12 protein-coding genes are annotated in these 14,488 nt (G+C 69.4%); 3 read left to right on the forward strand and 9 right to left on the reverse strand.

What is annotated here, in order from left to right:
• Positions 1-36 precede the first annotated feature (36 nt).
• From ABZV00_RS10200 to ABZV00_RS10210, 3 genes are all read right to left on the reverse strand, one after another.
• Entirely contained in the window at positions 37-912 is an 876-nt protein-coding gene (locus tag ABZV00_RS10200) for an alpha/beta hydrolase (RefSeq protein ID WP_355603869.1), read from the reverse strand.
• An 83-nt stretch (positions 913-995) separates the two neighbouring features.
• A complete protein-coding gene (locus ABZV00_RS10205; protein WP_355603872.1) occupies positions 996-1,544 on the reverse strand; it encodes a dihydrofolate reductase family protein in 549 nt (182 codons plus the stop codon).
• Positions 1,545-1,618: 74 nt separating this feature from the next.
• On the reverse strand, positions 1,619-2,557 hold the full coding sequence (locus tag ABZV00_RS10210) for a helix-turn-helix domain-containing protein (protein ID WP_355603875.1): 939 nt from the start codon (positions 2,555-2,557) through the stop codon (positions 1,619-1,621).
• Positions 2,558-2,661: 104 nt separating this feature from the next.
• Between ABZV00_RS10210 and ABZV00_RS10215 the strand changes: the two genes are divergently transcribed.
• Complete coding sequence (locus ABZV00_RS10215; RefSeq protein WP_355603878.1) at positions 2,662-3,723, forward strand: saccharopine dehydrogenase NADP-binding domain-containing protein; 1,062 nt, start codon at positions 2,662-2,664, stop codon at positions 3,721-3,723.
• Between the two features lie 82 nt (positions 3,724-3,805).
• Here ABZV00_RS10215 and ABZV00_RS10220 read toward each other — a convergent pair whose 3' ends face one another.
• From ABZV00_RS10220 to ABZV00_RS10230, 3 genes are all read right to left on the reverse strand, one after another.
• Entirely contained in the window at positions 3,806-5,386 is a 1,581-nt protein-coding gene (locus ABZV00_RS10220; RefSeq protein WP_355603881.1) for a carboxylesterase family protein, read from the reverse strand.
• A 120-nt stretch (positions 5,387-5,506) separates the two neighbouring features.
• Positions 5,507-7,105 carry a carboxylesterase family protein gene (locus ABZV00_RS10225; RefSeq protein ID WP_355603883.1) on the reverse strand — a complete coding sequence of 533 codons (1,599 nt, stop codon included), beginning with the start codon at positions 7,103-7,105 and terminating at the stop codon, positions 5,507-5,509.
• A gap of 367 nt (positions 7,106-7,472) precedes the next feature.
• On the reverse strand, positions 7,473-8,702 hold the full coding sequence (locus ABZV00_RS10230; protein WP_355603886.1) for an ROK family transcriptional regulator: 1,230 nt from the start codon (positions 8,700-8,702) through the stop codon (positions 7,473-7,475).
• A 372-nt stretch (positions 8,703-9,074) separates the two neighbouring features.
• Here ABZV00_RS10230 and ABZV00_RS10235 point away from each other — a divergent pair, with 372 nt between their 5' ends.
• Entirely contained in the window at positions 9,075-10,055 is a 981-nt protein-coding gene (locus tag ABZV00_RS10235; RefSeq protein ID WP_355603888.1) for a DUF2804 domain-containing protein, read from the forward strand.
• A 6-nt stretch (positions 10,056-10,061) separates the two neighbouring features.
• On the opposite strand, the gene ABZV00_RS10240 is transcribed toward ABZV00_RS10235, so the two are convergent.
• The 3 genes from ABZV00_RS10240 to ABZV00_RS10250 all read right to left on the reverse strand — a co-directional run bounded on the left by ABZV00_RS10240 (position 10,062) and on the right by ABZV00_RS10250 (position 13,471).
• Positions 10,062-11,813: a sugar-binding domain-containing protein gene (locus tag ABZV00_RS10240; protein WP_355603891.1), complete on the reverse strand. Its 1,752-nt coding sequence runs from the start codon at positions 11,811-11,813 to the stop codon at positions 10,062-10,064.
• Positions 11,810-13,153, reverse strand: coding sequence for an MFS transporter (locus ABZV00_RS10245; RefSeq protein ID WP_355603894.1), 1,344 nt, complete (start codon positions 13,151-13,153; stop codon positions 11,810-11,812). Before ABZV00_RS10245 ends, ABZV00_RS10240 begins: the two co-directional genes overlap by 4 nt.
• 66 nt (positions 13,154-13,219) lie before the next feature.
• Entirely contained in the window at positions 13,220-13,471 is a 252-nt protein-coding gene (locus ABZV00_RS10250) for a hypothetical protein (RefSeq protein ID WP_355603896.1), read from the reverse strand.
• 140 nt (positions 13,472-13,611) lie between these two features.
• Between ABZV00_RS10250 and ABZV00_RS10255 the strand changes: the two genes are divergently transcribed.
• Complete coding sequence (locus ABZV00_RS10255; RefSeq protein WP_355603899.1) at positions 13,612-14,391, forward strand: transposase family protein; 780 nt, start codon at positions 13,612-13,614, stop codon at positions 14,389-14,391.
• Positions 14,392-14,488: the final 97 nt, after the last annotated feature.

A 14,488-nucleotide genomic window follows, 5' to 3' on the forward strand; every position in this document is an offset into this window, starting at 1 on the left:
GGTGGCCGTCCCGTTTGCTGCGCAGGCCCGCGACGGTCAGCCAGCGTCCAGCACGTCGCGCAGCCTTGCCGCGAACTCCTCGGGCTTGCCGGCGTAACCGAACTGACCACCGAGGAAGCCTCCGTGGTGGCTCGGGAACACCGTGGCCTCCTGGCCGAGCAACGCCGCAGTGCACAGGGCCGTACGCGCGGTGTACGTTCCCGCCGACTCTTCGCCGACCGCGATCACGATCCGGGTCGGTACTGCGGTGAGCACGCTCGCGTCGGGGCGGTAGTCGCTGATCGCCCACGAGTTCTTCGACAGCAGCGGGTCGTCGCGGGTGCCGTCGTCGTCGGTCGACATGCCGAACATCGCCGGGTCGGGCGTGGGCTGGGCGAAGTAGGCCTCGGTGAACTCGCCCTGCCAGGAAGTCATCGCGATGAAGGCGGCCATACCTGCGCTGGTGCCCTTCGCTTGGTACGCCTCGTAGAAGGCGGCCCGGGCGCGCTCGGCGGCCGTGGCGTCGGGGAGCACAGCGTTGATCGGCGGCTCGTGCGCCACCAGTGTGACGACGTCGCCGGGGTGCGTCGCGACCAGTTCGAGTGCGGTCACCGCACCGCCGCTGCTGGCGAACACGTCAACCGGGCCGGCGCCGAGCGCCTCGATCAGCAGGTGCAGGTCGGCCGCCTGACGCTGCGGGGTGTGGTCGGACCGGCCGTCCGTGCGGATGCTGCGGCCCAGGCCGCGCGGGTCGTAGGTGACGACTGTGCGGTCCGTGAAGTGTTCGGCGAGCGCTTCGAAGCCCTCGGCCGTCATCGGCTGGCCGATCATGAGCAGCGCGGGGGATCCGCCAGACGGGGGTAGCGGGCCGCGGACGTCGTAGACCAGGTCGGCGCCGGGTACCGAGAGGGTGTGCGTCTGCGTTTTCGTCATGCTGGTGAGACTACGGCCGGCGGGAACGGATCGGCGTGCTATGTGTGCGGGTCGCAGCGCGGCATTCGAATGGCGCCGCTCGGTCAGTAGACGATGCGGCTGAGGATGCTCAGGTTGTCTGCTTCCAGGACTTCGAGCCGTACGAGAGAGCCGCCGGGGTGATCGAAGAGCCGGACGCCGTCGCCAAGGAGTACCGGTGTGATGTAGACGAGGATCTCGTCGAGCGCGCCGATCTCGATGCATTGGCGGGCGACGTTGGCGCCGAGTACGCTGACCAGCTTTTCCCCGGCGGCCTCTTTGGCCAGGGATATGGCCTTGTCGAGATTGTCGACGAAGGTAACGCCGGGTTCGGCGATTTTCGGTATGTGATGGGTGAGCACAATGGATGGTCCGAAGTACTGCCCGTCGTAGCCGCCTTCCTTGTCGGTGCCGGCGTTCGGGTCGTCGCCACGGTAGGTGCGGTTCCCGGTGAGTACCGCGCCGACCTGCGCTACGAGAGGGTTCGTGGTTTCGGTCTCGGGTGTGCCGGTCGGGGTGTCGTCGGATTGGCTGCTGAGCCAGGACATGTCGCCGTTTGGGCCGGCGATAAAGCCGTCGAGAGACATCGCGCACTGGTACTGCAGCTTGCTCATCTCGTGGCCCACCCGTTTGCTGAGTTGGTCGATTGTTCGATCAATGTACCCGCCGTTCGGTGGGTGCGTGAGGGTCAGGCGCTGCGGAAGGTGCGACGGTAGGCGTCCGGAGGTACACCGACGGTGCGGTTGAAGTGTCGGCGTAGCGTCGTGGCGGTTCCCATACCAGCCGCCTGAGCGATGGCGTCGATGCTGTTGTCGGTGTTCTCCAGCAGTTCCTGGGCCCGGCGGATCCGCTGCGTTGACAGCCAGTGCAGTGGGGTGGTGCCGGTTACCGATTTGAAGTGGCGGGCCAGGTTTCGCGAGCTCATGTTCGCCTGGCGAGCCAGGTCCTCCACGGTCAGCGGACGGTTCAGCCGCTCCATCGCCCAGGGAAGAAGGTTGGCGAGGGGATGGTCGTCGCGGGCGGGCACCGGGGTGGTGACGAACTGGGCCTGGCCGCCGGCGCGGTGCGGCGGAACGACCAGGCGGCGGGCGACGGCGTTGGCGACCGTCGAGCCGTGGTCGCGGCGGATCAGGTGCAGGCACAGGTCGATCGCGGCGGCCTTGCCGGCAGAGGCGAGCACGTTGCCGTTGTCGACGTAGAGCACGTCCGGGTCGACCTTCACCCGGGGATAGCGGGCGGCCAGCGCTTCGGTGTGGGCCCAGTGCGTGGTCGCGTGCAGCCCGTCCAGCACCCCGGCGGCGGCCAGCACGAACGCACCGGTACACAGCGAGACCATCCGAGCGCCCGCCTCGTGGGCCGCGCGGACGGCGTCGAGCAGGTCGGATGGCACGTCCGCGTCGATGTCTTCCACGGCAGGGATGATCACGGTGTCGGCGCGGGCGAGTCGGTCCAACCCGTCGTCAGGGTCGACAAGGAATGTGCCGATCCGGACCGGGCCGGGGCCGCAGACCACGAGGTCGTACCACGGGTCTGCCAGGCCGGAGGGGTCGCGGACGAAGACCTCGCAGGCCATGGCGAGCTCGAAGTGCAGCATCCCCTCGGTGGCGGCGAGCGCGATAGTGGCCATGTCCGAAATTGTACGGGGCATGGCGTTCCAGACACTCGTCCGAGCCGGGCGCTGCTGACAGGCTCTCTTCAGTCGATCTTTCGAAAAGCATGGAGGAACCGCAGATGGGTTCGGGTCAGACCGTGGCGGTATTCGGTGCGTACGGACACACCGGGCGGTTCGTGGTGACGGAGTTGCGCGATCGCGGGTACGTCCCGCTTCTCCTCGGTCGCGACGCGGGCAAGCTCCAGGCGCTGGCGGCGTCGCATCCGGGGCTCGAGTACCGGGTGGCGTCGGTCGACGATCCGGCCTCGCTCGACCAGGCATTGAAGGGTACGGCCGCGGTCATCAACTGCGCCGGCCCGTTCGCCTCGACCGCGGCGCCGGTGATCGAGGCCGCCCTGCGGACCGGGATCCCGTACGTGGACGTGGCGGCCGAGATCGAGGCCAACCTCGACACGTTCACGTACTTCACCGACCGCGCTCAGGCCGCGGGCGTCGCGGTGGTCCCGGCGATGGCCTTCTTCGGCGGACTCGGCGATCTGCTGGTCACGACGGCGATGGGCGATTGGGTGGCGGCCGACGAGGCGCACGTCGCGTACGGCCTGAGCAGTTGGCACCCCACGGCCGGGACCCTCGCCTCCGGCACCGTCTCCCGGCAACGGCGCGATGGCCAACGTGTCCGCTACACCGGTGGCCGGCTGGAGTATTACCTCGACGAGCGCGACTTGCCGATTCTGGAGTGGGACTTCCCCGCTCCGATGGGCACCCGGACGGTCCTCGGTGAGTTCGCGATGGCCGACGTCGTCACCGTCCCCAGCCACCTGTCCATCCCCGAGGTGCGCACGTACATGACCACCGACGCGGCCAAGGACCTGGCCGCGCGAGACACATCCGCACCGACTGCGGTCGACGAGCGTGGCCGGTCCGCGCAGACGTTCACCGTGGACGTCATCGTGCGCTCCGGCGACACGCAGCGACGCGTCGTCGCCAGCGGCCAGGACATCTACGCCATCAGCGCACCGCTGGCGGTGGAAGCGGTCCATCGCATTCTCGGCAGTCAGACGAGGGTGAGCGGCGTCGCTTCCGCTGGCGAGATCTTCGACGCGCCCGACTTCCTCCGCGCGCTGTCCGCGTACATCTCGCTCGAACCGCGCCAGGAGTCTCGCGTGCCACAGTTCGCCTGACCCGCCCAGCGGCGTGATGCGGGCCCGCCCCCGGTTCAGGGCGGGCCCGCACTGTTCTGCTATCGATGCGCGCCGTGCGAGGTCAGCTGAGCCAGAAGCCGCAGTTGTGGTCCGCCGAGAAGGTGTTGATCACGCGGCTCGCTCCGCCGGTGCGCAGCTGCAGCACGTTCTCGGCACCGTAGGTCGGCCACGCCGGGGCACCCCGGTAGTTCGGGTTTCCGTTGTGGGCGAAGGCGCCCCAGTACCGCATCATCTGGTCCGACAGCCGCTCCTGCTGCGCGGTCAGGGGCCGCTCCCCGAGGGTGAAGTCGAACAGGTAGGCGAGCTCGCCGCTGTGTCCGTTGGAGACGTCCTCACCCGGGACGCGGAACCCGTAGAGGGTCGGCGAGGTCGGGTCGTTGAACTCGTAGCGGTAGAGCGGGGTCTTGGTCGAGATCACCTGAGCGGCCCGCTCGGTGAGGCACGCGCGCCCGGCGTCGGTGTGCACCTGGGTGATGGCGTCCCACGGGCTCTTGAACTTGCTCAGCGGGTACAGCTCGAGGACGCGGTCGGCCTTGTCGCCGTACTCGCGCTTGATCGTGTCGACGTAGCCCTGCGCGGTGATTCCGGCGAGGGCGGTCTCGGTGAGACGGTTCTCGGAGCGCGTGGTGCCGGTCATCACCGGCACCTTGTTCCAGGTGCCGTCGGCGAGCGCGTCGGGGAACGACTTGGGGAGCAGCGAGCCGCCCACCTTCGAGTTGCCGAGGTAGTTCGCCTGGTTGGCGATGAGCTTCGCAGGCCACGCCGCGCGCAGGCAGCTCACGACGGTGGCGGCATCGGTGCAACCCACCGACTCGGCGAATCCGACGCCCCGCTGCTCACCGGCCGCGAGCGTGTTCCGGGTGGCCAGGCACTGCTGGCTCTGCACGATCGCCTTGTGGAACAGCCCCTTGGCAGCCGGCATGGCCAGCATGTCGCAGACGGCCTGTCCACCGGCGGACTGACCGTAGATCGTCACGTTGTTCCGGTCGCCGCCGAAGTTGGCGATGTTGTCGCGGACCCACTGGGCAGACGCCAGCTGGTCCATCCGGCCGTAGTTGCCGGAGCCGCCGTTCGTGACCGCGCTGAGTGCGGGGTGGGCCAGGAAGCCGAGCGCCCCGAGGCGGTAGTTGACCGAGACGATGATGGTGTCGGTCTTGTCGGCCATCGTTCCGCCGCCGTAGATGACGCCGGTGCCCTGGGTGTGACCCCCGCCGTGGAACCAGACCATGACCGGCAGCTTGGCGTTCTTCGCGACGTTGCGCGGCCGGTAGACGTCCAGGTAGAGGCAGTCCTCGCTGACCGCCTGCTCCTCGCGGATGCCGGTCGGCTCGAACTGCAGGCACGCCGGGGACTGCCGATCCGCCGACCGGATTCCCCGCCACGACTCCGGCGCGGCCGGAGCGGCGAACCGGAGTTCGCGTACGGGAGGCGCCGCGTACGGCAGCCCGAGGAACTGGTCGAACTGGGGCGTCGCGACGCCACGGACGAGCCCGCTCTGGCTCTGCACGACGGGGTCACCGCCGCGTCCGTCGCCCTTGCCGTCCGCCTGAGCGACGGCGCCGACACCCGCGCCGAGCAGCAGCACGGGAGCGACCACGGCCGCCGCCCAGGTGGCCAGGCGACGCTTGGAGAGAGGTCTCACGTAACACTCCATTTCGGTTGGACTGAGGGGTTCCGCGCAGCGGCGGCTCGCCGGCTGCGCTCCTTCCCGGGATCCGCGATGTGGTGCCGAGACACCACATCGCGGACCTTGCTGACGTCGTCAGACAGCGGGACTGACCGCGTCCCACAGAGAGCAGTTGTGCGAGCTGTCGATCTGGGCGTGGGTGGCCCACTGGGCGCTGGGGGCCGCGAACTGCAGGAGGTCACCCTGCGGGGCGTACCGGGGCCAGGTCGGCGCGAACCGCACGTTCGGGTTGCCGTCGCGGGCGAAGCTGCCCCAGTAGCTGATCATCTGGTTGGACAGGTCGACCTGTTCGGTGCTGAAGGGCAGGGCGGTGCCCAGGTAGTCCCAGAGGTAGCCGAGGTCGTTGACGTGGGTGGCACCGAAGGGGTAGTCGGTGTTGAGGCGCCAGATCGAGACGAAGGCCGGGCCGTTCTTCTCGGCGAACTCGTAGGCGTACGTCTTGGTGTTCGTCGCCAGCCGGTCGCGCAGCGTCTGGTCCCGGCACGCGCGCTGGTCGCTCTGGATCGCACCCCAGGTGACGGTGGGCGACTTGTAGTTCGCCACCGGGTAGGTGGCACGGATCTGGTCGGCACCGTTCGGGTACGTGGTGGAGATCAGGGTGTTGAGCTGTTCGTTGGTGAGCGGCTTGTCGAGGTAGTCGTAGGCGGCGAAGACACTCTGCTGCGACTCGTCGGAGGTGCCACCGACCAGGACCGGCAGGTCGGTCAGCTTGCCGGTCTTCATCAGGTCGATCGGGTCGGTCGGCACGACGCGAGTGCCGGCGACAGCGCCCGACTGACGGACCTTGGCCTGTGCCGCGAGGATCTCGGTGGGGCTCTTCGAGCGAAGGCAGTCGACCTGGCCCGCGCCCGTCGGGCAGCCGAGTTCGGTGCTGAACTGCTCGCCGCTCTGCCGGGCCGCCGGCAACGTCCGCAGAGGGCTGCCGCCGCCGCTCTGGAGGATGGCGCGGTCGAAGAGACCTCGCGCGGAGGGCGAGGCGAGCTGCACGGCGGTGTTGCCGGCGCCCGCGGACTGCCCTGCGACGGTGACGTTGTTGGGGTTGCCGCCGAAGGCCTTGATGTTCTTCTGCACCCAGCGCAGTGCCGCCTGCTGGTCCAGGATCGCGAAGTTGCCGGCCGAGCCGTCGCGGTTGTCCGCCTCAAGAGCCGGATTCACGAGGTAGCCCATGGCGCCGATCCGGTAGTTGATCGTGACGTAGACGACGTCCTCTCGCGTCACGAACTTGTCCGGGTTGGTGTCGCGCCCGGCGCCTGCGGTGTTGCCGCCGCCATGGATCCAGAAGAAGACCGGGAGGTTCTTCTTCGAGGCGTCGCTGGGGCGGTACACGTTGAGGTAGAGGCAGTCCTCGGTCAGCGTGGGCTTGTCATATCCGGGGTCCCATCCGGTGCCCTGCACGCAGGAGGCGCCGAACTGCGTCGCGTCCCTGGTGCCCTTCCACTTGGCGGCCGGCTGCGGCGCCTTCCAGCGGAGGTCGCCGGTCGGCGGCGCGGCGAAGGGGATGCCCTTGAAGGAGGTCACCATGCTCTTGGCCGCACCCTGGACCGCACCCTTGTCGGTCTGGACGACGGGGGACTGGCCGGGGTAGCTGCTGGCGCCACGCGAGGGGCTGGCGAAGTTCGCCACGGCGGGCAGGCCCGCGGTGGCGGTCAGTGCAACGATCGCTGCGGCTGACATCCCCGCCACCCATCGAGCGGTCGGTCGGATTTTCATCGGTGGTCGTACCTCCCTTTTTTGCGGCAGGGGAGGTCCCCGGCTCGCACCGGGTCCGGTGCCGCAGTTGGTCGTGGACGGGGGAGTCCACGTTGAACGGGAGGTGCATCCGGTTGACGGGTGCACCGGCCCGTGAAGGAGGCCAGGCGACGGTTCAGGCGAGTACCGGGCAAGGAGCCGGAGTGGAACGGTCGCGACGCTGGCGCTTCCCCCGGCCGGCCGAGGACGGAGGAAGACTTTGTTGTGGGGCAGAACATATCCTCTGCCAGGGGACTTCGCAACACGTGGGAAACATGAGTGTCGCGGACAAGCTGCAGCCGTAACCTACCCGCTACCAGCCGGCGGTCGCGCCGGGCAGCTGTCCCGCCCGGGCAAGCGCGACCGCGCCGAGCATCTCGGCCCGCTCCCCGAGCGCACCAGGAAGCAGCTGCACGGCCTGGGCCATGACGCTCGGCATGCGGTGGTCGATCGCATCGCGCATGCCGGTGAGAAACGGCTCTGCGGCCGCACCGAGCATTCCGTCCACGATGATCGCTTCCGGGCTGAGCATCACGCAGACGTCGGCGAGCGCCCGTCCGAAGCCCCGACCGAGGTCGGCCAGGATGCGCCGGGTGCCCACCTCGCCCGCGGCGGCAAGCCCGCGGATGTCCGCGGCGCTCAACGGTCGCGGATACGTTGAGCGGCCGATCGATTCCATGAAGCCGCCATAGGTTGCCGCGAGGCAGCCGCGACTCCCGCAAAGGCACCATCGTCCGTTGCGGACCACCTGTACGTGCGCCAGTTCCCCAGCCAGCCCGCGCGCACCCCGATGCAGCCGACCACCGAGGATCAGCCCGGCACCGACTCCCTCGACCAGCTTGATGTAGATGAAGTCGTCCAGGCCGCGCCCCGCGCCAGCGGTCGCCTCGCCCAGCGCTGCGAGGTTGGCGTAGTTCTCCGCCATCGCCGGGATGCCGAGTCGTTCGGCGACGGTGGGTACCGGGTCCGACCGAAACCAGCCGAAGAGCTTCTCCAGCTCGGGTACGGCCTTGCGGGTTGCGTCGGGCACCTGGCCGAATACCGCCCCCACCCCTTGCTCGAAGGCTGCCGGAACGCCGATGACAGCAAAGCCCGCCTGCTCTGGTGTCGACCCCGTCTCGGCGAACGCCTCCGCGAGCAGGCGGAGCCCTTGGTCGGTCAGGCGTTGCTGGTCGCGATCCCCGTGGATGTCGATCGCCCGGTAGGCGGCAAAGGTGCCATCCCAGCCGACCGCCGCGGCCCGGATCGTGGTGTGGCTGAAGGAGAGGACGGCAACCAGGCCGCCGGGGTCCGCCAACGCAAGTCCACTCGCGGGCCGGCCGCGACCCTGATGCCGCCGTCCCGCGTCGGCGGTGTGTTCGACCACCATGCCCCGTTGCAGGAGGCGATTGGCAATGCCGGTCACCGTCGTCTTCGGCAGGCCGGTCGTGGCGCTCAACTCCGCCCGGCTGAGAACGACTCCGCCCCGTAGGGCGGCGAGGACCAGCCGCTCGTTGCCAGTGGTGCCGTGGCTCGGAATGACGGGGACATCAGGCGGCGTCACGACGTGACCATACCGTTTTTAAAACGAAAATGGTCCTAACGCTTGCCGTTGACCAAGCAACTTGCCGCAGATAGCCTCGATTACGGCTCACTTAGAACGAGATGAGCCAAAAGGTGCTCCGGTCGGCCGAGCCGGACGCCGATCGGCGAACAGGTCTGGGACGTGGCCACGTCCCAGACCTGCCAGCCGACCGGCTGTGGGATCGCGGCCAGCTGTGGTGGAACTCTGGCGAGTGCGCAGCTGGCTGCACCCGCAGTCGGGGTTTCCTGAGTGCCGGCGGTCCTTCCTGGACAGGATCGCGACGGACCGTGGCGCGCAGTCTCGGGCCGTGATCGAGTGCCGGAGATGGCGGCGGGGGCTATCCTGCACGTCGTGACGCACGAACGTGAACTGGACTCACCTGTCGATCTGTGCCAGTCGAACGGGCGGCTCAATCCGGCGGCGGTCGGCTGGACCCGCCGTCCCCTGCACACCGCGAACCTGCGCGGCTGGGGCCGTACCAAGCGGTGGGAGTACTGGGGCATCGTCACGCCCCAGCACATCGTCGGGCTGGTCGCCTCGTCGCTCGACTACGCCGGTGTGCACGGCGTCTACGTGCTCGACCGCGACACCGGCGTCGAGACGAAGGCCGACGTGGTGGTGCCGCTGGCGCGCGGGACGGTGCTACCGCCGCAGAGCGGTGTCGGCGAGGCTCGTGCGCGGGGTAACGGGCTGGCGATCCGGATCGCTCAGCGTCCGGACGGCACCACCATCTCGGCGAGCGCCCCTGGCGTACGGCTGGAGGTGGACGTACCGTTGCCGGCCGGTCACGAGTCGCTCGGCGTGGTCGTGCCGTGGAGCCGCACCCAGTTCCAGTACACGGTCAAGGACGTCGGCCGCCCTGTTCTCGGCATGCTGGAGCTGCACGGCCAGACGTACGAGATCGGTGGGCCGGACGCGTTCGCCGTGCTGGACCACGGTCGCGGCAGGTGGCCGTACTCGATCACATGGAACTGGGCCGCCGGCGCGGCACCGGGACGTGCGATCCAGCTCGGCGGTCAGTGGACCGACGGCACCGGCGTCACCGAGAACGGCCTGTTCGTCGACGGCCGGCTACACAAGATCGGCGACGAGCTGCGCTGGACCTACGACCGGTCGGACTGGCTACGCCCGTGGCGGATCAGCGGGGAACGGGTCGAGGCCGAGTTCCAGCCGTTCCACGAGAAGGTGGCCCGCACCAACCTCGGTATCGTCGGGAACGAGACGCACCAGTGCTTCGGGCACTTCTCCGGCTGGGCGAAGACGGACGACGGGACGAAGGTGAGTCTCGACGGGCTCGTCGGCTGGGCCGAGGAGGCGCGCAACCGCTGGTAGCTCCGGTCAGAGACGGAGTTGCCGGTTCACCTCGGCCACCAGTTCGGCCGGCAGTTTGAGCAACCGGCGGTCGTAGGTGAGCAGACCGTTGACCTCGTCCTCGACATCGGACAGTTGGGTGTAGACGGAGGCGCTCAGGCCATCGGCGATCGCCGGCGCGATCTGCTCGGCGTGCAGGCGGCGGAAAGCCGCACCGAGCGACGCCTCGTCGCGGAAACGGCGGTAGCCGAACTCGCGATCGGTCGTGGTGTGCCCGCTGACGGCGAGGCTGTAGCCGCCGTACTCGGACAACACCAGCACCCGGCGGTCACGCCCGCGCCGCGGCACCCGGAAGCGGCGGAAGTAGACGTGCAGGCTGCGCAGGTCTCCGCCGCCCTGGTCGTGCCAACCGCTGGCGTGGTCGACGCTGCGGGTCGGATCCAGCGCGGCGAGCTCGGCGGCGATCGCGGCCGCGTCGAACTGGCCCCAGCCCTCGTTGAACGGCACCCACACCGCGATGCTGACGACGTTGCGCAGGTGCTCGACGGTGTCGTGCAGCTCGGCGCGGAACTGGTCGCGCCCGGCGTCGTCGTCGCGGGCGAACAACCGCCCGTGACGGTCGTTCAGCCGGAGCGGGCTGACCGCGGGTGCGGTGACCACCAGTGGCCGATAACGGCCACCGCCGTTGACCATGTCCTGCCAGACCAGCATGCCGAGGCGATCGCAGTGGTGGTACCAGCGCGCTGGCTCGATCTTGATGTGCTTGCGGAGCATGGTGAAGCCGAGCCGCTTCATGGTCGCGATGTCGTGGACCATCGCCTCGTCGGACGGAGCCGTGTACCAGCCGTCGGACCAGTAGCCCTGGTCAAGGATGCCGGCGTGGAAATACGGGGCGCCGTTGAGCAGCAGCCGTGGTGTGCCGTCCGGGCCGGGGCCGACGCCGAACGAGCGCATGCCGACGTAGCCGCGGACCCGGTCGTCGCCCAGGTCCACGATCACACCGTAGAGGTACGGGTCCTCGGGGCTCCACCGTCGCGCCTGGGGGATGGGAACGCGTACCGGCTGTCCGGCAGGTGCCTGCGCCACGCCCACCACGTCGTCGCCGGCCAGGATCGTCACCGTCGCGTCGGGCGCGTCCGGGCCGGCGTGGACCGTCACATCGAGGCAGCCCTCGCCGAGCAGCGGGGTCAGGGTGAGCCGCCGTACATGCAGCGCAGGCACGCACTCGACCCACACGGTCTGCCAGATCCCGGACTGCGGGCTGTACCAGATCCCGCCGCGGCGGAGCCGCTGCTTGCCGCGCGAGTGGTGGTCGGTGTCGGTGCCGTCCCGTACCGCGACGACCAGAGTGTTGTCACCGTCGCGCAGCGCGTCGGTGATGTCGCAGTGGAACGGCAGGTAGCCGCCGGTGTGCCCGCCCACCAGCGTGCCGTTGACGAACACCTCGCAGGTCTGGTCGACGGCTCCGAAGTGCAACAGCACCCGCGCCGACGGATCGGGTCGGAACCCGTCGGGCAGCCGTAACATCCGGCGGTACCACAGCGTCTGGCCTGGTTGGAGTTGTCGGCCGACGCCCGACAGCGGCGTCTCCGGCGAGAACGGCACGATGATCTCGCCGTCGTACTCGTCCGGTTGCCGGCCGCTGTCGGTGATCGCGTACTGCCAGCGGCCGTTGAGATTGAGGTAGCTGTCGCGGACCATCTGCGGGCGTGGATACTCCGGCAACGGCCGGTCGGGGTCGAGCGCCTCGCCCCACGGGGTCAGCAGCGGCCGGGTCATGCTCGCGCCGCCGAGCCGTACCGCCGGCGGCGCAGCGTGAGCACCGGTACGAGGATGAGGGCGAGCACCGCCAGCGCGGCCAGGAAGATGTTCGGCGTCGGCACCTGTTTGACCACGCCCAGGTCGGCGTAGGTCTCACCGGCGCCGGTGATGACCGCCGCACCGAGATAGGGCCCGACGAGCATCGGCACCAGGATCGCGAAGATCATGCGCAGGCCCTGCACGTGACCGGCGCGCTCCGGCGGTGAGAAGTCCCGTACCAGCGCCCCGATCGGGGCCAGCACCAGCATGAACCCGGACATCATGAGCAGCCCGGCGGCGATCGCCTGGCCCGTGCCGCGGGCCAGGTACATCGCGAGCAGGCCGGCCGCGTACACGCCGACGGCGGGCAGGAGGAAGCTGACCCGGCCCACCCGGTCGATGAACCGGCCCACGATGACGCTCACCAGGGATGCGCCGAGCAGCACGACACCGAGTACGAGGGCGTAGCCGTCGATGTCGAGGTAGCGCTGCACGTAGATGATCAGGTACGGCAGGAAGACCTGGGTCGACACACCCCAGATCGACCACGCGGCCAGCGCCAGGTACAGCCCGGGGTTGGCGCGTACGGTCGTCGGGCGCAGCCCGTGCAGCACAGAGCCGAGTAGGCGCTCGCCACGACGGACGGGCACGGGCTCGTCGCGTACCAGGAACCAGGCCAGCACCCCGACCATCGCGATGATCCCACCGACGATCAGGAAGAACGTCCGCCACTGGCCGGCCCGGGTGAGACCGTCGAATCCGCCGAAGACGGCGAGCATGGCCAGCAGCGGCATCACGGCCAGCACGGACTCCACCCGGCCCCGGTTCGCCGGCCGGGTCACGTCCGTCACCCAGGCCTGGAACCCGGCGTCGTTGGCGCCGGAGCCGAGAAACGACATCAGGCAGTCCAGCGCGATCACGGCGATCACGGCCAGCAGCACCGCGTCGGCTGCCGGCGCCAGTGTGGCCACGCCATCCACGGTGAGCAGGCCGAACGCCGCCGTGGTGGCACCCCACACGACGTAGCCCACGGCGATGAAGACCCGGCGGCGGCCGGACCGGTCGGAGATCGCACCGATCAGCAGCGTGGCCACGGTGGCGGCCAGCGCGCTCGCCGCGACCATGGTGGCGATGGCATTGGGGTCGTCGGTGATGGTGTCGTAGACGAACACGTTGAGGTACATGTTCTCGACCGTCCAGGCCAGTTGGCCGACGAAGCCGAGCAGCACCAGCGAGGTCCAGGCCCGCCTGCCGAGCCGCTCGCCGTCGCGGCCCGCAGGGGAGTGCGTCGCGGGGCCGGTCACGGTGGGTACGGACACAGCGCACCCTCCTGACAGGCCGGACCGGGGCGGCCCGAAGGTGAGACGGATTCTACATATGCTGCCTCAATCCTGACGGGGGCTGATCCCCGCCACGGTCAGGCCCAGCAGTCGAGCCGCTTCGGCGGCGGGTCCGGGTGGTGTTCCGTTGCCAGGGCAATGCCGTGACCAGCGTGCGGACGCGGTGACGGCGCTCAGCCACTCCAGAAGTGCGGCCCGGGTGTCGGCCCTGCTGGTCAGGTCGCGGGCGAGGGCGCACAGGGCCTCGACCCGTTCCCGGAAGACCGCCTCCAGCAACGCGCAACGCCTTCGGCCCACCGCCTGACTCCCGCCTGGCGTGGCCGGAACCCGTTGGGGTGTGGCATTTTCGCCTCTCGCTCCCGGGCTTAAGCCTCCCTAAGGGACGTCTCGTAACCCCGGTGTCTGTCCGCTGAGGACGATCATCGAGGATGCCTGGGGTGCAGGTGATCACCGCGGCGCACCCTGAGTGGATCTTCCCGTTCACGGGGCTGCAGCCCGCCCAGTTCCGCAAGCTGGTCCGTCTGGTCGCCGAGCGGGGCGGTGCCACGATCGCTGATGGCCGGCCGGGCCGGCAGTGGGCCCTGGACCTCGCCGACCGGGTGCTGCTGGTGGCGACCTACTGGCGCACGAACCTGACGATGCGCCAGATCGGCCCGCTGTTCGGGGTGTCGCACTCCGCGGCGCACCGGGTCATCGACGCCCTCGGCCCGCTGCTCGCACTGGCGCCGGTGCGCCGGCGGCCGGTCGAGCAGATCGCCATCGTCGACGGCACCCTGATTCCCACCCGCGACCACCGCCTGGCCGCCCGGAGCAAAAACTACCGGTACTCGACGAATCTGCAGGTCGCCATCGACGCCTCCACCCGCCTGGTCATCGCCGTCGGCGACCCACAGCCCGGCAACCGCAACGACACGATCGTCTACCGCAGCTCAGGGATCGAAGAGAAGCTGGACGGGCGGCCGGTGATGGCCGACGGCGGCTACCGCGGCAACCCCGACGTGATCATCCCGTACCGCAAGCCCGCCGACGGCAGTGACCTGCCGGACTGGAAGGAAGCCCTGAACGTCGAACACCGGACCGTTCGAGCAGGGGTCGAACATGCCCTGGCCAGGATGAAGTGCTTCAAGATCCTACGCGACTACCGCCGCGCCGCCCACACATTGGCCGACGCCGCTTCCGGCATCGCCAATCTCCACAACATCATCCTCGCCGGCTGACCACCGAGCCGGCGCCGGGCAACACCTTCACCCAGTTACGAGACGTCCCTTAGGCTGCCTTTCGATACGGCATTCCGGAAAGCTGACAGGACTGAGA

The sequence above is a fragment of the Micromonospora sp. NPDC005173 genome, from assembly GCF_040608515.1.
GTDB lineage: Bacteria > Actinomycetota > Actinomycetes > Mycobacteriales > Micromonosporaceae > Micromonospora.

Bases quoted from the DNA above. Each gene is read 5' to 3' on its own strand.
- ABZV00_RS10210 (WP_355603875.1), bottom strand. From the start codon at position 2,557: ATGGCCACTATCGCGCTCGCCGCCACCGAGGGGATGCTGCACTTCGAG.
- ABZV00_RS10240 (WP_355603891.1), bottom strand. From the start codon at position 11,813: ATGACCCGGCCGCTGCTGACCCCGTGGGGCGAGGCGCTCGACCCCGAC.
- ABZV00_RS10225 (WP_355603883.1), bottom strand. From the start codon at position 7,105: ATGTCAGCCGCAGCGATCGTTGCACTGACCGCCACCGCGGGCCTGCCC.
- ABZV00_RS10215 (WP_355603878.1), top strand. From the start codon at position 2,662: ATGGGTTCGGGTCAGACCGTGGCGGTATTCGGTGCGTACGGACACACC.
- ABZV00_RS10205 (WP_355603872.1), bottom strand. From the start codon at position 1,544: ATGAGCAAGCTGCAGTACCAGTGCGCGATGTCTCTCGACGGCTTTATC.
- ABZV00_RS10200 (WP_355603869.1), bottom strand. From the start codon at position 912: ATGACGAAAACGCAGACGCACACCCTCTCGGTACCCGGCGCCGACCTG.